This window comes from Sphingomonas sp. S2-65, from assembly GCF_021513175.1.
Classification (GTDB): Bacteria; Pseudomonadota; Alphaproteobacteria; order Sphingomonadales; family Sphingomonadaceae; genus Sphingomonas.
Genome location: NZ_CP090953.1, coordinates 1 through 19,737 on the forward strand (window position 1 = coordinate 1; position 19,737 = coordinate 19,737).

The 19,737-nt window shown below is 65.8% G+C and carries 21 protein-coding genes and 1 pseudogene; 10 read left to right on the top strand and 12 right to left on the bottom strand.

The window, feature by feature from the left end:
- The first annotated feature begins 119 nt into the window (after positions 1-119).
- Positions 120-1,478, top strand: coding sequence for a chromosomal replication initiator protein DnaA (dnaA, locus tag LZ586_RS00005; RefSeq protein ID WP_235077681.1), 1,359 nt, complete (start codon positions 120-122; stop codon positions 1,476-1,478).
- Between the two features lie 97 nt (positions 1,479-1,575).
- Here dnaA and LZ586_RS00010 read toward each other — a convergent pair whose 3' ends face one another.
- The 4 genes from LZ586_RS00010 to secB form a co-directional block, all read right to left on the bottom strand.
- Complete coding sequence (locus tag LZ586_RS00010; RefSeq protein ID WP_235077682.1) at positions 1,576-2,619, bottom strand: CAP domain-containing protein; 1,044 nt, start codon at positions 2,617-2,619, stop codon at positions 1,576-1,578.
- A gap of 145 nt (positions 2,620-2,764) precedes the next feature.
- A complete protein-coding gene (gene trpS, locus LZ586_RS00015; RefSeq protein ID WP_235077683.1) occupies positions 2,765-3,769 on the bottom strand; it encodes a tryptophan--tRNA ligase in 1,005 nt (334 codons plus the stop codon).
- Positions 3,770-3,783: 14 nt separating this feature from the next.
- Positions 3,784-5,355, bottom strand: coding sequence for a murein biosynthesis integral membrane protein MurJ (gene murJ / locus LZ586_RS00020; RefSeq protein WP_235077684.1), 1,572 nt, complete (start codon positions 5,353-5,355; stop codon positions 3,784-3,786).
- Positions 5,356-5,539: 184 nt separating this feature from the next.
- Complete coding sequence (gene secB, locus LZ586_RS00025) at positions 5,540-6,049, bottom strand: protein-export chaperone SecB (protein ID WP_235077685.1); 510 nt, start codon at positions 6,047-6,049, stop codon at positions 5,540-5,542.
- 184 nt (positions 6,050-6,233) lie between these two features.
- Between secB and LZ586_RS00030 the strand changes: the two genes are divergently transcribed.
- From LZ586_RS00030 to LZ586_RS00040, 3 genes are all read left to right on the top strand, one after another.
- On the top strand, positions 6,234-6,854 hold the full coding sequence (locus tag LZ586_RS00030) for a Tim44/TimA family putative adaptor protein (RefSeq protein WP_413777349.1): 621 nt from the start codon (positions 6,234-6,236) through the stop codon (positions 6,852-6,854).
- Positions 6,855-6,866: 12 nt separating this feature from the next.
- A complete protein-coding gene (locus tag LZ586_RS00035) occupies positions 6,867-8,162 on the top strand; it encodes a murein transglycosylase A (protein WP_235077687.1) in 1,296 nt (431 codons plus the stop codon).
- A gap of 308 nt (positions 8,163-8,470) precedes the next feature.
- On the top strand, positions 8,471-8,962 hold the full coding sequence (locus LZ586_RS00040) for a Smr/MutS family protein (RefSeq protein WP_235077688.1): 492 nt from the start codon (positions 8,471-8,473) through the stop codon (positions 8,960-8,962).
- Between the two features lie 137 nt (positions 8,963-9,099).
- On the opposite strand, the gene dapE is transcribed toward LZ586_RS00040, so the two are convergent.
- Positions 9,100-10,239, bottom strand: coding sequence for a succinyl-diaminopimelate desuccinylase (gene dapE / locus LZ586_RS00045; protein ID WP_235077689.1), 1,140 nt, complete (start codon positions 10,237-10,239; stop codon positions 9,100-9,102).
- A gap of 17 nt (positions 10,240-10,256) precedes the next feature.
- Between dapE and LZ586_RS00050 the strand changes: the two genes are divergently transcribed.
- The gene (locus LZ586_RS00050) at positions 10,257-10,718 is read left to right on the top strand and encodes a cupin domain-containing protein (RefSeq protein WP_235077690.1); all 462 of its coding nucleotides are present in this window, start codon (positions 10,257-10,259) and stop codon (positions 10,716-10,718) included.
- Between the two features lie 7 nt (positions 10,719-10,725).
- Here LZ586_RS00050 and LZ586_RS00055 read toward each other — a convergent pair whose 3' ends face one another.
- On the bottom strand, positions 10,726-11,391 hold the full coding sequence (locus tag LZ586_RS00055; protein WP_235077691.1) for a glutathione S-transferase family protein: 666 nt from the start codon (positions 11,389-11,391) through the stop codon (positions 10,726-10,728).
- 49 nt (positions 11,392-11,440) lie between these two features.
- Positions 11,441-12,085 (bottom strand): ribosome biogenesis GTP-binding protein YihA/YsxC, encoded by a 645-nt coding sequence (gene yihA / locus LZ586_RS00060; RefSeq protein WP_235077692.1) that lies wholly within the window; start codon positions 12,083-12,085, stop codon positions 11,441-11,443.
- Between the two features lie 277 nt (positions 12,086-12,362).
- Here yihA and LZ586_RS18085 point away from each other — a divergent pair, with 277 nt between their 5' ends.
- From LZ586_RS18085 to LZ586_RS00075, 4 genes are read left to right on the top strand one after another with little or no spacing between them, the layout of a single operon-like run.
- On the top strand, positions 12,363-12,497 hold the full coding sequence (locus LZ586_RS18085; protein ID WP_261346017.1) for a hypothetical protein: 135 nt from the start codon (positions 12,363-12,365) through the stop codon (positions 12,495-12,497).
- Between the two features lie 56 nt (positions 12,498-12,553).
- On the top strand, positions 12,554-13,525 hold the full coding sequence (locus LZ586_RS00065) for a hypothetical protein (RefSeq protein ID WP_235077693.1): 972 nt from the start codon (positions 12,554-12,556) through the stop codon (positions 13,523-13,525).
- 1 nt (position 13,526) lies between these two features.
- Positions 13,527-14,411, top strand: coding sequence for a transposase (locus LZ586_RS00070; protein ID WP_235077694.1), 885 nt, complete (start codon positions 13,527-13,529; stop codon positions 14,409-14,411).
- An 11-nt stretch (positions 14,412-14,422) separates the two neighbouring features.
- A complete protein-coding gene (locus LZ586_RS00075; protein WP_235077695.1) occupies positions 14,423-15,328 on the top strand; it encodes an SDR family oxidoreductase in 906 nt (301 codons plus the stop codon).
- Here LZ586_RS00075 and yidC read toward each other — a convergent pair.
- The 5 genes and pseudogenes from yidC to LZ586_RS00100 all read right to left on the bottom strand — a co-directional run bounded on the left by yidC (position 15,252) and on the right by LZ586_RS00100 (position 18,079).
- Positions 15,252-16,964: a membrane protein insertase YidC gene (gene yidC, locus LZ586_RS00080; RefSeq protein WP_235077696.1), complete on the bottom strand. Its 1,713-nt coding sequence runs from the start codon at positions 16,962-16,964 to the stop codon at positions 15,252-15,254. The two genes, LZ586_RS00075 and yidC, sit on opposite strands and share 77 nt — an antisense overlap.
- Positions 16,965-16,986: 22 nt before the next feature.
- Positions 16,987-17,199 (bottom strand): membrane protein insertion efficiency factor YidD, encoded by a 213-nt coding sequence (yidD, locus tag LZ586_RS00085; RefSeq protein WP_235079851.1) that lies wholly within the window; start codon positions 17,197-17,199, stop codon positions 16,987-16,989.
- A 20-nt stretch (positions 17,200-17,219) separates the two neighbouring features.
- Positions 17,220-17,531 (bottom strand): annotated as a pseudogene (rnpA, locus tag LZ586_RS00090) (ribonuclease P protein component); the annotation flags it as partial.
- 26 nt (positions 17,532-17,557) lie between these two features.
- Positions 17,558-17,692 (bottom strand): 50S ribosomal protein L34, encoded by a 135-nt coding sequence (gene rpmH, locus LZ586_RS00095; protein WP_066813008.1) that lies wholly within the window; start codon positions 17,690-17,692, stop codon positions 17,558-17,560.
- 87 nt (positions 17,693-17,779) lie between these two features.
- Positions 17,780-18,079: a PGPGW domain-containing protein gene (locus tag LZ586_RS00100; RefSeq protein WP_235077698.1), complete on the bottom strand. Its 300-nt coding sequence runs from the start codon at positions 18,077-18,079 to the stop codon at positions 17,780-17,782.
- A 122-nt stretch (positions 18,080-18,201) separates the two neighbouring features.
- Here LZ586_RS00100 and LZ586_RS00105 point away from each other — a divergent pair, with 122 nt between their 5' ends.
- Positions 18,202-19,710, top strand: coding sequence for a YifB family Mg chelatase-like AAA ATPase (locus LZ586_RS00105; protein WP_235077699.1), 1,509 nt, complete (start codon positions 18,202-18,204; stop codon positions 19,708-19,710).
- The last annotated feature ends 27 nt before the right edge of the window (positions 19,711-19,737 follow it).

A 19,737-nucleotide genomic window follows, 5' to 3' on the forward strand; every position in this document is an offset into this window, starting at 1 on the left:
GTGCCAGCCTGGGGGGAATGTCCGGCTGGCGGGAGCCACTTGGTTTTGTTGGTTTAGCGCGCGGGAGGCAGCGGCTTCTTGCGAGGGAGAGGTGCGTCGGCGTGACTCAGGTGCAGAGCTTGGACCGAAACGAATTGGGTGCAGTGGCCAAGGCCTGGACGCATGTCCGTGGCAACCTGCGCCGTTCGGCGGGCCAGCGCCTGTTCGACCAGTGGCTGAAGCCAGTGGTGCTGGTCGAGGGCTCGACCGCACAGGATGTGCGGCTGGGTCTGCCGTCATCCTTCATGACCCAGTGGGTGAAGAACCACTATGCCGACCGGCTGCTGCTCGAATTCCGCGCCGTGCTGCCCGAAGTGGCGAGCGTTACACTGGAGACGGTGACCGACGAGCCGCAGCGCGTGCTGAAGGCGGTGGCCGAGGCGCCAGCGATGGTGCCGCCGCCCGCATCGGCCGAGCGCCCGGCGTTCGACCCGCGCTTCAGCTTCCAGCGTTTCGTGGTGGACACCACCAACCGCGTCGCGTTCAACGCCTCCAAGGCGATGGCGCTGCCGGGCGTGCCGCAGTTCAGCCCGCTCTACCTTCATGCCGGTACCGGCCAGGGCAAGACGCACCTGATGCACGCAATCGGCCAGACGTTCCTTGAGGCCAATCCAGGCGCGACGGCGATCTACGTCACCGCCGAGCGCTTCATGTTCGAATTCGTCCAGGCATTGCGCAATCGCGACACGCACGCCTTCAAGACGCGTCTGCGCTCCGTCGATCTGCTGATGATCGACGACCTGCAGTTTATCGGCGGCAAGGATGCGACTCAGGAAGAGTTCTTCCACACGGTCAACGAGTTCATGTCGGCCGGCAAGCGGCTGGTGATCGCCGCCGATCGTGCGCCCCAGGCATTGGAAGGCTTCGAACCGCGGCTGGCGGGGCGCCTGGGATCGGGCCTTGTGGCGGACATCCGCCCGGCCGAGCTTGAGCTGCGCCGTGCGATCGTCGCCCGCAAGCTGGAGGACATGCCCGCAGTGAGCCTGCCCGAAGCGGTGGTCGATCTGCTGTCGGCGCGGATCACGTCGAACGTTCGCGAGCTTGAGGGCGCGCTCAACCGGCTAGTGGCCTATGCCAATCTGTCGAACGAGACGATCACCGTCGACTTCGCAGTCAACACGCTGGGCGAGGTGCTGCGTTCGGCGCAGCGGCGCGTGACGATCGACGAGATCCAGCGCGCGGTTTCCACCCATTTTGACTTGAAGCAGCTGGACCTGATCTCGGAGCGGCGCGCGGTGGCGATCGCCCGGCCGCGGCAGATCGCGATGTATCTGGCCAAGCGGCTGACGACGCGTTCGCTGCCCGAGATCGGCCGCAAGTTCGGCGGGCGCGACCACTCCACGGTGATCCATGCGGTGCGCCGCATCGAGGACCTGCGCGCCAAGGATGTCGAGATCGACGGTGCGGTGCGCTCGCTGATGCGCACGCTGGAGGGATAAGGGTGCGCTTGCGTTCCTGATGTCGTCCTTCGATGATCGGCAATTGTTCGGTCGCGCTGCGTGCCGCGTCCACATCCGGTTCGCTTAGCTCTCCGAGCTACGGCGTCAGGCGGAAATAATAGCTGTAGGTGCGTGGCGTGCCGGCTACGCTGACGTTGCTGATCGTGACGTCGTAGATGGCGTTGGGCGCCAGCCCCGCCACGTTCCACTGCAGGTTGTTCGGCAGGCCATAGCCGTCATTGTCCGAGGCGACGTTCGACACTGCCAGCGCCGCGCCACCGCGTTGCTGCACGCTGACCGTGGCGTTGGCATAGCTGACCTGCGCGTTGATGCCGAAGTTGCGGCTCTTGTCGGCGATCACCCCGAACGACAGCAGCGCACCGTTCGCATAATAGCGGGCGGGATAGTCCTGATAGGGATAGGCGACGAAGTCCGGCAGCGGGCCGGCCGTGTTCTGCGTGGTGTTGATCACCTTGATCGAGGCGGCATCGGCGCGGGCGTTGGTCGTATAGGGCCCCGCGACGCGGCCATAGGCGACGCTGGAGAGAAACGGGTAGAGCAGCCAGCGGCGGTGGCCGATATTGTTGGCGATGAGGTTGTCGACGTCGGTCAGCCAGCCGATCATGATGTCGGCATCCTGCGAATAGCGCAGCCCGGCGCCATAGCCGAGATAGATGTTGCTCTGCCCCGCCGCAGTGGCCCCCAGGCTCGTATAGCACAGCCAGCTGGTGGGCGGGGTGTGGCTGAGCTGGCCGTTAGCCGCCATCATCAGCGAGGATTGCATCTCGGCCGCTTCCTCGGCGCTGGCATAGGTCACCGGCGGCAGACCGTGGCGGGCGCGGATGTCGTTGAGCGTCGCGAGCACGCGGGCGCCGACCTCGAGCTTCAGTGCGCCGGGCTGACAGGCGGCGATGTTTGGCTGGACCGTGTAGAGTTGTGCAATCGAGGCGAAGAAGTCCGAGCCGGTCGCGGGTTCGCTGCTGGCGGGTGCCGGGGTCGGAGTGGGCGTCGAGATGGGACCGGGCGTGGTGCTTGGTGCTGGCGTCGGCGTTGGAGCGACGACGGTGCCGCCTCCGTCCGAACTCCCGCCCCCGCAGGCGGTCAGCAAGGAGGCAAGGAGAAGAGGGGCGAGCTTCCGCATAGCATCCGTTCAACCGGTACTGGTCGGAAGCGGTTCCTCGCTAAACAGGGTTAAGTGTTTCTGAAACGGGCATGATTGCCCCCGCTTGCGCGTGCATGGCGCTGGACGATTGCCGGCCATCCCCACGAGGGGGAGGAACGACGGATCAGATCTGGAGCCCTACCGCTTCCTTGGCAGCCTTGAGCGTCGGGGCTGCGAGCGTGTTGGCACGCTCGGCGCCGTTGGCAAGTTGGGTCCCCACTTCGGCGCGGTCGTTCAGCAGAGTGGTAAGGCGGGTGCGGATCGGCGACAGGACCGAAACGGCGAGATCCGCCAGCGCGGGCTTGAAGGCGCCAAAGCCCTGGCCGGCGAATTCTTCGACCACCGACTGGGGAGAGCGGTCCGATAGCGCGGCGTAGATGGTGACGAGGTTCTTGGCCTCCGCACGCTCGCCCAGTGCATCGAACGAATCGGGCAGCGGCTCGGCGTCGGTGCGGGCCTTGCGGAATTTCTGGGCGATAGTGTCGTCGTCGTCGATCAGGTTGATGCGGCTCATGTCCGAGGGATCGGACTTGGACATCTTGGCGGTGCCGTCGCGCAGGGACATGATCCGCGGCGCGGCCTTGGAGATCAGCGGCTCAGGGAGCGGGAAGAGCTCGACGCCGAAATCGGTGTTGAACTTGGCGGCGATGTCGCGGGTGAGCTCGAGATGCTGCTTCTGATCCTCTCCCACCGGCACGTGGGTCGCCTGGTAGACCAGGATGTCGGCGGCCTGGAGCACGGGATAGGTGAACAGGCCGACGCTGGCGCTGTCGCGGTTCTTGCCGGCCTTGTCCTTCCACTGCGTCATCCGGTTGAGCCAGCCCATGCGGGCGGTGCCCTGGAGGATCCAGCACAGCTCGGCATGCGCGGGGACGCGGGCCTGGTTGAACAGCACCGAGCGATCGTCGATCCCGGCGGCGAGCAGGGTCGCGGCCATCTCGATGGTGGCGTTGGCGAGATCCTGAGGGCTGATGTTGCCGGTCAGCGCGTGAAGATCGGCGAGGAAGAACAGGCAGTCGCCGCCGTCTTTCTCGGCCGCGTCCTGCATCGCCACCCATTGCTTGATCGCCCCGAGATAGTTGCCGAGGTGAAGATTGCCGGTGGTCTGGATGCCGGAAATGACGCGCATCTTGGGTCCTTGGTTCACGAAGTACGGCGGCGGCGCATCAGCGCCTTGACGTCCGATAGGCGGAAGGCGCCGGTTAGGAAACAGGCCGCGCCATAGATCGCGCAGCCGGCGCCAACGAGGACGATCAGCGCGACGTAGCGCTGGGCGAGCGGGCCGCTCAGCCAGGGGTCGAGCAAGTGGTTGGCGGCGAACAGGGCAAGGCCCATGACCAGCGCGGCCAAAGCGAGGCGAGGTAGGCGACGCTTGAGCTGCGCGTCCGCGACGAAATGGCCGCGCTTGGCGAGTGTGCGGTAAAGCAGGGCCACGTTGACGGTCGAGGACAGCGCCGTGGCGAGCGGCGGGCCGACATGGGCGATCAGCGGGATCAGCGCGAGGTTGGCGGCGATGTTCACCGCGACCGAGATGGTGGCGAAGCGAACCGGCGTGCGGGTGTCCTGCCGCGCGTAGAAGCCGGGGGTGAGCACCTTCACCAGGACGTAGGAGGGCAGGCCGATGGAGAAGCCGGCGAGTGCCCATGCGCAGGCGGCGGTGTCCGCCGCGTCGAAATGGCCATATTGGAACAGCCCTCGCACGATCGGCTGGGCCGAGACGATCAGCGCGATCATCGCGGGCAGGGTGAGGAACAGCGCGAGTTCCATGCCGCGGTTCTGCGTCTCCATCGCCTGCGCTTCCTCTCCCTTGCCGAGCAGGCGCGAGATGGTGGGGAGCAGGATGGTGCCGAGGCCGATGCCGATCATGCCGAGCGGGAGCTGGTTCAGCCGGTCGGCATAATAGATGTACGAGATCGAGCCTTCACCGAGCAGATAGCCCGAAAGCGCGGTCGAGATGACGAGGTTGAGCTGCACCGCACCGGCGCCGAGCGCGGCGGGGAGGATAAGCTTGAGGAGGCGCTTGACCTCGGGATCGAGGCGCGGGCGGCGCGGGCGCAGCGACACGCCCGAGGCGCGGCAGGCGACCGCGAGCCAGATGAGCTGGAGTACGCCGCCCAGCGGCACGGCGATCGCCTGGGCGCGTGCGGTCTCCTCCGGCGTGCCGTGGAAGACGAACAGCGCGGTGACCATCGCGATGTTGAGCAGGATCGGCGCGGCGGCGTTCACCCAGAACTTGTCGAGCGAATTCAGGATGCCGCCGAGCAGGGAGGCGAGGCAGATCAGCATCAGATAGGGGATGGTGATCCGGCTGAGCTGGACTGCGAAGGCGAACTGGTCTGGAGTGGGATGCTGTTCCGCAAAACCGAAGCCCGAGAGCAGGAACGTCATCGGCCAGGCGGCGAGCAGCAGCAGCGCCGTCATGGCCGCGAGAAACGTGAACAGCACCGCGAGCGTACGCTCGGCGAAATCGAAGGCAGGGCCGCGTTCGCCGCTCTCGCCCAGCTTGCGGTTGAACATCGGGATGAACGCCGATGCGAACGCGCCCTCGGCGAAGAAGGCGCGGAACATGTTGGGGAGGCGGAAGGCGACGAGGAACGCGTCGGAGGCGAAGTTCGCGCCGACATAGCGCGCCTGGAGCGAGTCGCGGACGAGCGCGAGGACGCGGCTGGCGAGGGTGAGACCGCCGATCGAGCCGAGGGTGCGGAGGAGTTTCATCGGGTAAATCCTCCCTGAGCTTGCTCGGGGAGGGGGACCATGCGCAGCATGGTGGAGGGATGGCGGACGTAGTCCGCCGTCTGCGACGGCGGCCCCTCCACCACCGCTTCGCGGCGGTCCCCCTCCCCGAGCGTAGCTCGGGGAGGATTGAAGCGGGTCACCGTTCTACCCCTCCGAAGCCGTGTCAGGCGTTGCCGGCCTGCGGGGCCGAAGCGAGGGCGTCCTGCTGGGCGCGCTGCTGGAGGTAGATGCCGCCGAAATCGATCGGCTCGAGCATGAGCGGCGGGAAGCCGCCGTCGCGCACGGCGTCGGCCAGCACGCGGCGCGCGAAGGGGAACAGCAGGCGCGGCGCTTCGCCGAGCAGGAAGGCGTCGAGCTGGTCGGCCGGGATGTTGCGGAGCGCGAACAGGCCGGCATAGGAAAGGTCGACCACGAACGCGACCTGGGTCTCGGCCTGGGCGCGCACGTCGATCTTGAGCACGACTTCATAGACGTCGTCGCCGACCTGGCCGGAGCCGATGTTGAACTGAACGTCGATCGCAGGCGCGGTCTGCGACTGATAGACGCCGGGTGCGTTCGGGTTCTCGAACGAGAAGTCCTTGACGTATTGCGACAGCACGTGCGCGGCGGGCGCGGTGTCGGCGCCGTTGGTCTGGGTCTCGCCGAAATCGGCGCCGGTCTCGTTCTCGGCCATCGAAGGTTCCTTCTTTTTCGGGAAAGTTTCACGCTTGTGACGCGTTGGATCGCGAGCGCGCCTAGCAGGCACGTGACGGCAGTTCAATCGTGGGGCCGGTGGCTATTTGAAACCGGCGGCGTTCGGCCCTATGTACGGGGCCTAGTGGCTCGGAGGCTCAGTGTTTTACGTCATTCTGTTCGCGATGATAGCTGGCTTCCTTGCGCTGAGGCTCTACTCGGTGCTGGGCAAGCGCACCGGGCATGAGCAGCCGCTGCCCAAGCCGGCCGAGGAGCGCATCGCGCCCGCATCGATGCCCCGCACGATCGACATGAAACCCGAAGTGCGCGAAGTCGCCAACCGCGCCGTCGATGCGCGCGCCGAGACGGGGCTGCGCAGCGTGATCGCCGCGGATCAAAGCTTCGACGTCGCCCAGTTCCTGGAAGGCGCCAAGTCCGCTTATCGCATGATCCTGGAAGCCTATTGGAAGGGCGACGAGGAAACGCTGAGCTGGCTGGCCGAAGATGACGTGCGCAGCGGCTTTGCCGAGGCGATCGCCGCCCGCAGCGAAGCCGGCCATGTGCTCGACAACCGCCTGGTCGTTGTGGAGCGCGCGTCGATCCTCGACGCGTCGGTCGAGGGCAAGCTGGCGCGGATCACCGTGCGCTTCGACGCCGACATCGCTGCTGTGACGCGCGACCTCGAGGGCAATGTCGTCGCAGGATCGCTGACCGACGCAGTCGAGACGCACGATGTTTGGACTTTTGCGCGCAAGCTGCGCAGCGACGATCCCAACTGGAAGCTTGTCGAAACCGACGAAGCCTAAAAGGGGCAGATCATGCGGGTTCTGGGGGCGACCGCGCTTGCGGTGTTGTTGAGCGCGTGCTCCGGCGGCCTCGTGCCGCCCGAAGCGGGAACCCGGCCGGCCGCGGCGGTACAGCCGCCACGCGAGCGGCCTTCGCGCGGATCGCAATTGCCGGAAACGCCGGTGCATCTTCCTGCACGCCAGCCGATCGGCGCGACTCCGTTGCCGCCGATGCCCTCGCGCGCGGTTCCCGGTGCGACCACGGCGGCGGCTGCCGGGCTTGTAGCCGGGCCGGCGATCGAAGGCCTGCCGATTACCCAGGAAAGCGCCGAACGCGCGCTTGCCGCCTACCGGCTGAGCTGTGGATCGCTCCAGCGCCGCACCGACGGAACCGGGCTGACGCGCGGCACCGATTGGGCCGCGTCGTGCCAGGCGGTGCAGGGCTGGCCGGCAGCCGACGCGCGCGATTTCTTCATCCGCCATTTCGAAACGGTGCAGGTGGGCGACGGTGCCGCCTATGCCACGGGCTATTACGAGCCGGAAATCCGCGGATCGCGCGAGCGGCGGCCGGGCTATGACGTGCCGATCTATGGCGTGCCGCGTGACTTGATCGAAGCCGATCTGGGCCTGTTCAGCGACAGCCTGAAAGGCAAGCGCGTGCGCGGCCGCGTGGATGGGCAGAAGTTCGTTCCTTATTTCGACCGTACCCAGATCGAACAGGGATCGATCGAGCGCAGTGCCGAAGTGATCGCCTGGGCAGCCGATCCGGTCGAGATTTTCTTCCTCCAGGTACAGGGTTCGGGACGGCTGCGGCTCCCCGATGGCGGCGTCATGCGGATCGGCTATGCCGGGCAGAACGGGCGTGACTATACCGGCATCGGCAAGCTGATGAAGGATCGTGGGCTGCTTGGGCCCGGCCAGACGTCGATGCAGGGCATCATGGCCTATCTGCGCGCCAACCCCGAAGAAGGCCGCGCGATCATGCGCGAGAACAAGAGTTTCGTGTTCTTCAAGGAACTGACCGGGGCAGGCCCGCTGGGCGCGATGGGGCTGCCGGTGACCGGCTGGACCAGCGCGGCGGTGGATCCCAAGTTCGTGCCGCTGGGCGCGCCGGCGTTCCTGTCGATGGACCGCACCGACGCGACCGGGCTGTGGGTGGCGCAGGATACCGGCGGCGCGATCAAGGGCGCCAACCGCTTCGACACGTTCTGGGGCGCGGGCGATGACGCGCGGGCGATCGCCGGCGGCATGTCGGCGCGTGGCACTGCCTGGCTGCTGCTGCCGCGCGGCGTGCTGAGCCGGCTGCAGGGAAGCGTAACGCCGCAGTGAGCCGGCGACGGCTTTCGCCAGAGGAAGCGGCGCTGTGGGAGCGGGTGATCGCTTCGGTGGCGCCGCTGGCCGGCGTGCGGGTGAAAGCAACTTCGTCAGAGACTGCCCTCCCTGGAAGGGAGGGGGCGGGGGTGGAGGCGAGCCGCAAGGCGAGCGGCGCGGCTTCCGCAACTGGGCGCTCGGCGAAGCGAGTGCCTCGGCTAGCCAAAGAGCCTTCTGGGCGCGCAGACGCGCGCACCCACCCCCAACCCCTCCCTGCGAGCAGGGAGGGAAGCGACGCTGGGCTCTGGGCGCAGGTAGCGGCTTCGGTGACGCCGTTGCGGGCGACGGCTGCGGTTCTGGCGCCTGCAGCGGCGGTCGCGCCTGTCGCGGCGCCGGCCAAGCGAGCACTCGCGACCGTCAGTGCACCTCCGCTGGGCTCTGCATCCCCTACCAAACAGGCGCGTGCCAACACTCTGGACGCTTCTTGGGACCGGCGGCTTTCGCGCGGGCTGGTTGCGCCCGAAAGCTCGATCGACTTGCATGGGCATAGCCTGGCCTCGGCGTATGACCGGCTCGATCGCGGGCTCGACCAGGCAATCCGGCGGGGCGACCGGGTGCTGTTGCTGGTAACGGGCAAGCCGCCGCGGCCGGAGTCCGAGCGGCCGCACGCGCGCGGCGCGATCCGCGCGGCAGTTGGCGATTGGCTGGCGTCTTCGCGGCATGCCGAGCGGATTGCGGCGGTGCGCGGGGCGCATCCGCGGCATGGCGGGACGGGGGCGCTGTATATCGTGCTGCGGCGGCCGAAGGCGGCGGGCTAGCGGGGAGGGCGTATAGACGTAGCGGTCTTCCTTCGCCGGGGAACTGCCGTTCTTGCCTGTTTCCTTCTTCGTCACCCCGGCCTTGAGCCGGGGTCCCGCTTTTTTTTTCCGTAGATAAGAAGAAGCGGGATCCCGGCTCAAGGCCGGGATGACGAGGCGATCCGCTCCAGCACGCCGGCATAGATGTCGGTCAGCGCATGGAGGTCAGCCAGCGCGACCGCTTCGTCTAGTTTGTGCATCGTGGCGTTGAGCAGGCCGAATTCGATCACTGGGCAGAGCTTCACCAGGAAACGCGCGTCGGAGGTGCCGCCGCTGGTGGAAAGTTCGGGGCGGATGCCGAGGCGGGCTTCGACCGCGTCGGCGACCAGCGTGGAAAGCGGGCCTGGGTGCGTGAGGAAGGCGTCGCCGAATACGCGGCCTTCGACGATCGCTTCGGGCGCATGCGCGTGCACCGCGGCGCGAACTCGCTCGATCAGTTCGGGGCCGCGTTGGAGATCGTTGAAGCGGATGCTGACGCGCGCACTGGCCTTGCCGGGGATGACGTTGCTGGCGACGTTTCCGGTGTGGACGTCGATGATCTCCAGGTTTGAGGGCTGGAACCAGTCATTCCCCTGATCGAGGACGATCGCGTCGACTTCGGCTAGCGCGCGCAGGAAGCGCGGGATCGGATTGTCGGCGAGGTGCGGGTAGGCGACATGGCCCTGCTTGCCGGGTACGTCGACCGTGATGACCACCGAGCCGCGGCGGCCGATCTTGATCGTGTCGCCCAGGCGATGCGCCGAGGTGGGTTCGCCGACCAGGCAGAGATCGGGGCGGACGCCGCGCTCGGCCATGCGCTCGATCAGGCGCGGGGTGCCGAAGGTGGCGGGGCCTTCCTCGTCGCCGGTGATGAGCAGGCTGGCAGTGGCGCCCGGCACGCGGGCGGCGGCGGCGGCGAAGGCAGCGACGGCCCCCTTCATGTCGACCGCGCCGCGGCCGTAGAGGAGGTCGCCGCGGATCTCGGGCGTGAAGGCGCCCGCGGTCCAGCCCTCGCCGGGGGGAACCACGTCGAGATGACCCGCAAAGGCGAGGTGGGTGCCGGTGCCGGCGCGGGTGGCGAGCAGGTTCTCGACCGGGCCGTCCGGCGCCTCGCCTTCCACGAAGCGCGTCACGGTGAAGCCGAGCGGTCGCAGCGCGGCTTCCAGCACGTCGAATACCTGCCCGCGCGCCGGGGTGATGCTTTCGGCGGCGATCAGCGCCTTGGTGAGTTCGACGACGTCTGGCAAAGCGGGCTCCATCTTCAGCGGAGGTGGCATTGCCCAAGCTCGATCTCGACACAATCCCGCAAACCAATGCGACCGGCTACCCCGCGCCGTTCGACGCGGCGGTGCAGGGACGCTGGTACCGGCGGCTGGCGCCGGCGAGCGGGCTTACCGAGATGGGCGCAAGTCATGTGGTGCTGAAGCCGGGCGCCTGGTCGTCGCAGCGGCACTGGCATGAACATGAGGACGAACTGGTGGTGATAATCGCCGGTGAGGCAGTGCTGGTCGAGGATGGCGGCGAGACGGTGCTGCGGCCCGGCGATGTCGCAGCCTTTACCAAGGGCGTGCGCGACGGGCACCAGCTTCAGAACCGAAGCGAGGCGGACTGCGTGTTCGTGGCGATCAGTGCCGGGGCACGAGGCTCTGGGGAATATTCGGACATCGACATGTACTTCAACGCCGATGGTTATTTTCACAAGGACGGCACGCCATACCCGACGCAGCGGCTACCCTAAGCGCGCGCTAGGCGGTGGCGGGCAGTTCGAACTGTTCGATCACCCAATCCTCTTCCTGCGCGCCGGCGATCCAGTCTTGCAGGAAGGGGTGCTGGAGCACTGCCATCATATAGGCCTGGGCGAAGCGCGGGGCGGGCAGCGAATAAGTGACCAGGCGGGTGACCACCGGCGCGAACATGATGTCGGCGGCGCCGAATGCACCGAACAGGAACTCGCCGTCGCCGCCGAAGCGGGCGCGGGCCTGGGCCCAGAGCTCCATGATGCGGGCGAGGTCCTGCACGACATCCGCGTCGGGAGTCTTGGCGGGATAGACCTGGCGGATGTTCATGCTGTGCTTGCGGCGCAGCGCAGTGAAGCTGGAATGCATCTCCGCAGCCATAGAGCGGGCCATGGCGCGGGCGGCGGGGGCTTCGGGCCAGAACAGCGTGTTGCCGGTCTTGTCGTTGAGATATTCGACGATCGCCAGGCTGTCCCAGACCACCGCGTCATCGTCCCACAGGATGGGCACCTTGCCCGACGATGGGGCGAACTCGGCGCCTTCGCGGGTCTTGTCCCAATTGTCGTCGTAGAGCGGCACCACGACTTCCTCGAACGAAAGCCCGGATTGTTTGCACGCGAGCCAGCCGCGTAGCGACCAGGAGGAATAGGCCTTGTTGCCGATGATGAGTTTCATGGGGCGGGGGATAGCCGCGCCGGCAGGCCGCGGCAACGGCTAGCCGTCGCTAGCTGATGGCTTCCAGAACGGCGGCGCGCAGCTCGGGCAGGCCCATACCCTTCTCGCTGGATGTGGCGATGACGTCGGGGTGCGCGGCAGGGCGCTTGCGTGCCTCGGCCTCGGTCTGCGCGCGGACTTCGGCAAGGTCGGTGGCCTTGATCTTGTCGGTCTTGGTGAGGACGATGTGATAGCTGACGGCCGCGGTGTCGAGCATGTCGAGGATCTCGCGGTCCACGTCCTTGATGCCGTGGCGCGAGTCGATCAGCACGAACGCACGCTTGAGCGACTGGCGCCCGCGCAGGAAGTCGTTCACCAGATAGCGCCACTTGCGGAGCAGATCCTTGGGCGCCTTGGCGAAGCCGTAGCCGGGCATGTCGACCAAGCGGAAGCGCAAGGGCTCGCCGACGTCGAAGAAGTTGAGCTCCTGCGTGCGGCCGGGGGTGTTCGACGTACGCGCCAAGCCGTTGCGGTTGGTCAGCGCGTTCAGCAGCGACGATTTGCCGACATTGGAGCGGCCAGCGACTGCAACTTCCGGAACGATCGGGTCAGGAAGGTGCTTCAGCTCGGGAGCGGACTTCAGGAACGTGACCGGCCCGGCGAAGATCTTGCGGGCGTTCTCGATCGCCTCCGGGTTCAGATTGTCTGCGTTCACGTGCCAGTTCTCCCGCGCCGCTTTACGAGCGAAGTGACTGCGCTGCCTAGACCAAAACTGGGGTGCCGGGAACGGAGCCTTCCTCACGCCGGCGAGGGCCTATTGGCAGGATATCCGCCCGGAGTCAACTATGATGACAGTCAACTCGTCCTGCCACATAGATCTATTCACCGTAAAACCTTGTAAATAGCCTGATGAATTCGAATCATTGCAACGAATTGACGGCGTGATAGGCTCCTTGCGCTGGTATAGACCAGCAAACTTGTGGAGCAACGCGATGGGACAGATTGATCTCGAAGAAATTCCGCAGTTGGATGTCAAAGTGCTGTTCGACACGGAAGAAGCACATTCCCACAACGTCATACATCCGATCTTCATTCCTATCCTGATCGGCACGGCTATCATCGTGTAGCAGTGATCGAGCTCGCGGCATCATGCATGTCGCGAGCTCTTTTCGCGGAGGCGTTCATGCGTATCGATGCTGGCTATAGAGACTTTCTCGTATCTGACGGGCCCCTGAAGTATCTCGTCCGCAAGCTGGAGGAGATGAAGGCGTTCAGATCGACTCCGTCGATCGAGGCGCTACTCTCCGTTGCGCGTGACTCAAGCGGCGCTCGCCATGTGGAAGCGATCGATGAAGCAATTCGGCAGTTTCTTTCAACAGACACTAGCTTCGTTCTGGAGTCGCTGAAGAAATGGATACTCGAAGCTGTAGAGGACGATAAGGCGCTGCCGCCGTTCAGGGATGCGATAGAGTATGACGAAGGGCTGTTCCACAACGTCAACATCCTGAAGCGGGATGGGATCAGTATCACTGCCAGCTCCATCTCTGAGCAGGACATTGCAGCTAGCCGGGAACGCGGTGTCGGTACGCGGGTAGTGTTCTCCGGGCAGCGCGTGTTCTTCAAGTTCCTGAAGGCCGATAATGCCGTCGTCACGATTTGGGAGTGTGATCCGTTCAGCGACGCCAGCGAATTCGGCGCGCTGCGGTGCACGGGGTCGCGCGACGTTCGAGTGAGCGCCGGCGACACGCTTGAAGTCGACGGTACCCGCGAGAGCCTGTCGTTCGGAAGCTGCGAGAGTACGGCAGTGTTCCTGCAGGTGGAGAATGTCGTGCGGGACGTCGGCACATCGGTGGCATTCCACCGCGAAACAGGCGCGTTCATGGAAACCTATCCCACGGACCGAACCGCGTTGCGACGCATGGTGATGTGCTCTGCGCTGAAGCACATGGGCGCGAGTAGCCGGCTGGCCACGCTGCCCGCGCCGGCGCGTGAGGGTCCGTTCTATTTGCGCTGGCACTTCGCGCGCGAGACCGTCGCGGCAGCGCCCGAGCGCAGCGTGGCGTTGCTGGAGTCCCTCGCCGAGGATGATGCGAGCCCCACTGTCCGTCGGGCAGCCTCCGCCACCCTGACCATGCTTGCGAAGAGGAGGGCGTGACATGTCGCTAGACATCCCGGTTCAGACCGACCGGCAGCTCGGATTGGATGAATTCCAGGAGCTGTTCCGCGACGGCAAGTACGATGCGCGCGATTCGGAGTCGTTGAAGGACGCCGCCGAAATTTTGCTGGCGCTGGGCAACAACAAGAGCTTCCTTCCCGATCTGATCATGAAGGAACTGACCGACGACATGTCGGGGCAGCGCGACAACTTCTATGGTCCCTCGGTCATCAAGCTGGGGCATCCGACGGACAGCACCGTGATGCGTGCGAACATTTGGGCCTCGGCGACGGACGAAGATTATCGGCGCTCACCCAACGCCTTTATCTACGGCGTGCCGCACGACCATAACTTCAATTTCCTGACGGTCGGATATTGGGGTCCCGGGTATAAGAGCCGGTACTACGAATTCGATTATGAGAATGTCGAAGGATATACCGGGGAAGAAGTTCGCATTCGGGAAGTCGCGTTCAAGTCGCTAGGGTTAGATTCGGTGATGCTCTACCGGGCCCATGTCGACATCCATTCTCAGCTTCCTCCAGATAAGTTATCGATCACTTTGAACGTGATGGAGTCCGGCCCCGAGCACCATTACAAAGATCAATATATGTTCGACGGCGAGGGCGGAAGCGTTGCGGTGGTCCTGAGTTCGCGTTGTTCGCCGAACCTGTTCGAAGTCGCGGCCTCGTTCGGCGACGCTGAGATCCAAGAGGCCTTGGTCTTCATCAGCAAGCGCCACCAGAGCGAATATACGCGGGCGTGCGCGCTGCGCTCGGCGCTTCGGGGCGCGGCCGACGAGGACGAAGTAGAGCGCCTAGTCGCCTATGGGATGAACTCGAATTGCGGTGGGCTGCGGCAGGCCGTCCATCGTTTCCTCGCCCATTGATGGCAGGGGCGATGGATCAGCGTGTCTGCATCGTCACTGGGGGCACGCGAGGACTGGGGTGGGCGGCCGTCCAGATGCTGGCGGAACAAGGCCACACCGTCATCGCCGCGTCTCGCCATCCCGAAGCGGCGCAGCCCGCCATCGACGCCCTAGTGCACAGGGGTGTATCCGGTGCCGTGCAGGCCATGCCGCTGGATCTCGGTTCGGCGGCTTCGGTCCGGAGCTTCGCGGCGGAGTGCCAAAGCCGGTTCGGGCGCCTCGACGTGTTGATCAACAATGCCGGTGTGATCACGCGAAACCGCGAACGTACTCAAGATGGTCACGAGAGGCAGTTCGGCGTCAATCACCTAGGGCATTTCCTGCTGACGCGCGAGCTGATGCCGATGCTGGCCGAACGCGCCGATCCGCGCGTCGTGATCGTGTCTTCCGCCATGCACCGCGCCGGAGAGATCGCGTGGGACGACCTCAACCTCGAGCACGGCTACGGGATGATCCGCGCCTATGCGCAGAGCAAGCTGGCCAATGTGATGTTCGCGGTTGAGTTGGCCCGCCGAGCGCCGGCGCTGAGCGTCAATGCGCTGCATCCAGGTGGCGTGACCACCGGCATATTGCGTGAGGCGCCGTTGATGCGCGCGCTTGCCTGGCCCTTTTCGAAGCGCCCGGCCACTGCAGCACGCGCTGTGATCCGGCTAGCCACCGATCCCACGCTTGCCGGCGTGAGCGGGCGCTATTTCGAAGGTATGAAAGAGACACGTCCCGCACCGGCCGCGCGCGATGCGGCCAGTGCGGGACGTCTTTGGGGCATCAGCGAGGCACTGACCGAATTGCCGCGCCAGAAGTCTAGCGTTTCGAAGGCGCCGGCTGCTGTTTCAACGCCGGGTGACGCGAATACAGCCATTGCTGCTGCAGGATCGTGAGTACGTTCGACGTGATCCAATAGACCTGAAGGCCGACTGCAAACGGCGCCATCAGGAACATCATCATCCAGGGCATGATCATCATGATCTGCTTCTGCACCTCATCGGTGGAGGTCGGATTCAGCTTGAACTGGAAATACATCGAGATCCCCAAAACGATCGGAATCACGCCAATCGCGATGAAATGCGGCGGGGTGAAGTCCAGCAGGCCGAAAAGGTTCAGCGGCGTGAGCGGATCCGGCGCGGAAAGATCCTTGATCCACCCGAAGAAGCTCTGGTGCCGCATCTCGATGGTGAGCAGCAGAACCTTATACAGTGCGAACATGATTGGGATCTGGAGGAGCATCGGCAGGCACCCGGCGACCGGGTTTGCCTTTTCGTCCTTGTACAGTTTCAGGATTTCCTGCTGCTGACGCTGCTTGTCCTCCTTGTGACGATCCTGAATAGCCTTCATCTTCGGCTGGATCGCCCGCATCTTCGCCATCGAGGCGAACTGCTTCTGCGCGATCGGGAACAGCAGCGCGCGGATGGTGATCGTCAGCAGGATGATCGCGACACCGAAATTGCCGACGAGGCGGAACAGCCAATCGAGATAATAGAAGATCGGCTGTTCGATGACGCCGAACCAGCCCCAATCGATCGCGCGGTCGAACTGCACGATGCCGAGTTTGTCCTGATACGCCTCAAGCAGCTTCACTTCCTTCGCGCCGGCGAAGAAGCGGCTGGAATAGCTGATCTTCTGGCCCGGCTGCAGGCTGAGCGGCTGGGCGAGCTGATAATCGGCCTGATAGGACTGAGCAGCATTGCCGCGGTGCTGAAGCTGCACCGGCACGCGCTGATCGGGGACGAGCGCTGTCAGCCAGTAATGGTCCGAATAGCCGACCCAGCCGCCGGTGGTGGCGAGCTGCTCCGGCGTGCTCTCGATGTCCTTCCAGTTGATATAGTTGGCAGCACCGTCCGCGACTGCGACGGGCCCGACATGCGCGGCCCATTGATCGGCATCGGTCGAGCGGCTTGCGCGCGAGACGAGCGCGTACGGCGTGACCGACACCGGGGCGCTGCCGGTATTGGCAACGGTCTGGCGGATGCCGAACATGTAGTTCTCGTCCACCGACAGCTCGATCCGGAAGATCTGGCTGGTGGCGTTGGACGCCGTCAACGTGACGGGAGTGGTGGGGGTGAGCTTGGTGCCGCTTGCCTGCCACACCGTGTCGGGACCCGGCGCCTGGGCACCGGCCCCTTGCCAGCCAAACTGCGCGTAATACGCGCCAGTGGCGCCGCCCGGAGAGAGCAGGCGGATCGGCGGCGAGTTCTTCGCGACGGTCTCGTCATATTTCGCAAGGACGAGATCGTCGAGACGGGCCCCCTTGAGGTTGATCGACCCGCGGAGCGCCGGAGTCTCGATCTGCACCCGAGGACTTTCGGCCAGGACGATCTGGCGGTCGCGCAGCGCCTGCGGCGAATCGGCCGTGGGGTCGGCGCCGGGCTGCGGCACGACCTTGGTCTTGCCGCCTTCGATCTGCGTCGGCGCGGGGTTCTGCTGCGGGAAGATCCAGTGCTGGATCTTGGGCCAGCCGAACAGGATCAGCGCGGCCAGCACCGCGAAGATCAGAAAATTCTTCTTGTCGTCTTTCACCGATCAGTCCCCGGAAAAACCGTCATGGCACGGGATCATAGCCGTGCCCGCCCCATGGATGGCAACGCCCGATGCGCCGAAGCGCGAGCCAGCTGCCCTTAAGCGCGCCATAGCGGCGAAGCGCCTCGATTGCATAGGCCGAACAGCTGGGTTGGTACCGGCAGCTGGGCGGCAGGATCACGGAAGGCCCCAGCTGCCAGCCACGGGCGATGAGGATGAGTATGCGGGCGATCACGCCCTCTTTGCCGGCGTCGTTCACCGCTTCACCTTGCCGAGCGCCTTGGCAAGCTCCGCCTTGAGCGCGTCGTAGTCGCGCTCGATGCCGCTGTGGCGGCCGATAAGAACATGATCGGCGCCGGAAATACCGGCCGTCGGCAGCACGTCGCGGATCAGCGCACGAAAGCGCCGCTTCATCCGGTTGCGAATGACTGCGTTGCCGACCTTCTTGGAAACGGTAATGCCGACCCGGATAGCCGGATCGGCATCATTCCGTTCGCGCACGAGAAGGACGAAAGCGGGCATGGGCGCCCGTTTGCCCGCATTCGCGGCGAGATAGTCTTTGCGCTGCGTGAGCCGCGAAACGGCTACGGCAGTTACGCCGACAGCTTCTTGCGGCCGCGGTTGCGGCGGGCGCGGATCACGTTGCGGCCACCCACGGTCGCCATCCGGCTGCGGAAGCCGTGCCGGCGCGCACGCACCAGGTTGCTCGGCTGAAAGGTCCGCTTCATCGCTCATCCTCGAGTATCTAGAATGTAAAAGGGCCACCACTGGGGCGGCCGCGTGTCGGGTGCCCTTAATGGGGGGCGTGCCCTGAGTCAATGTGCCTCCTGCGCCGCCAGCGCCTCTCGCCGGCGTCGTTCGCGGCGGCGGAAGCTGGTGCGGCGAAGCGCCATGTCGCAATAGCGCCCCAGGCGCGGATAGCGGCGCTTCAGCCTGGCGAACTTGCGTCGTGCCCAGGTCGCGTTGCGTAGCACGAGAACCAGGCCGCCAGCGAACACGAAGATGCCGCCGGGCCCGGGGAGGACGCCCAGCACCGGCGCGACCGCCATCAGGACGAAGCCGAGCACTACCAGGGTGGTGCGGATGGCCGGGCTGCGCTGGTGTGTCCGGGGCATAAACGCGATGTGGGAGCCCTGTGTTGCTGCTGCAAGGCACGCCATGTTTATCCATATCGGAGGGAAGCGTTCCACAATGGACAAAAGCCGCTATGGTCTGCCTGCTTAAGGGGAGGCGGGCTTTGGTCGCGAGCGTTTCGACGGTGGCCTATCTGGGGCTCGAAGCGCGAGCGGTGGAGGTGCAGTGCAACCTCGTCGCCGGGCTGCCCAAGTTCGTCGTGGTCGGGCTGCCGGACAAGGCGGTGGCGGAAAGCCGCGAGCGGGTGCGCGCGGCGATGGCGGCGATCGGGCTGGCGCTGCCGCCCAAGCACATCGTGCTGAACCTGTCGCCGGCTGACCTGCCCAAGGAAGGATCGCATTTCGATTTGCCGATCGCGTTGGCGCTGCTCGGGGCGATGGGCGTCGTCGATGCCGAGACGCTCGCCGGCTATGTTGTAGTCGGCGAGCTCGCGCTGGACGGACGGATCGCGCCCAGCCCGGGCGTGCTGCTGGCCGCGCTGCACGCGTCGGAGATCGGCAAGGGGCTGGTCTGCCCGGCGGTGCAGGGATCCGAGGCCGCATGGGCAGGGCAGATCGAGGTGGTCGCCGCGCCCGACCTGATCGGACTGCTCAATCACTTCAAGGGCCAGCAGCTGCTGGCGATGCCGCTTCCCGGAGAAGCGGAGACTCCGGCGCATGGCCCCGACCTGCGTCAGGTGAAGGGGCAGGAGACCGCCAAACGTGCGCTGGAGATCGCCGCGGCTGGCGGGCACAACATGCTGATGTGCGGTCCGCCCGGTGCGGGCAAGTCGTTGCTCGCCTCCTGCCTGCCCGGCATCCTGCCGCCGCTGGATGCGGCAGAGGCGCTGGAGGTGTCGATGGTCGCGTCGGTGGCAGGGACGTTGCAGGGCGGCCGGCTGACGCGGACCCGGCCTTTTCGCAGTCCCCACCATTCCGCGTCGATGGCGGCGCTGACCGGCGGCGGGCTGAAGGTGAAGCCTGGCGAGGTGAGCCTCGCCCATCTTGGCGTGCTGTTCCTGGACGAGCTGCCCGAGTTTCAGCGGGCGGTGCTCGACTCACTGCGTCAGCCGCTCGAAGCCGGCGTGGTGAGCGTTGCCCGTGCCAACGCCCATGTCACCTTTCCGGCGCGCGTGCAGTTAATGGCCGCGATGAACCCGTGCCGGTGCGGACATCTTGGCGATCCGGCGCTGGCATGCGCACGGGCGCCGAGATGCGCGGCGGATTACCAGGCCAAGGTTTCCGGCCCGCTGCTCGACCGCATCGATCTGCACGTCGAGGTGCAGCCGGTCACCGCTGCCGACCTGGTGTTGCCGCCGCCGGCCGAAGGATCGGAGCACGTCGCGGCACGCGTCGCGGCGGCGCGTGCGCTTCAGACGGCGCGTTACGCCGGCACGCCCGCGCGGACCAATGCCGAAGCCGATGGCGACGCGCTCATGGCGGTCGCGACGCCGGACGAAGCCGGGCGCAAGCTGCTGGCCCAGGCAGCGGAGGCGATGCGCTTGTCCGCGCGGGGCTATACGCGGGTGCTGCGTACCAGCCGGACCATCGCGGACCTGGCCGGGGCGGATCATGTGACACGTATTCATGTCGCGGAGGCGCTTAGCTATCGCCGGCGCGCTCCGGCCAGTTGAACGCGCAACACCCGCTTGCAGGCGGCG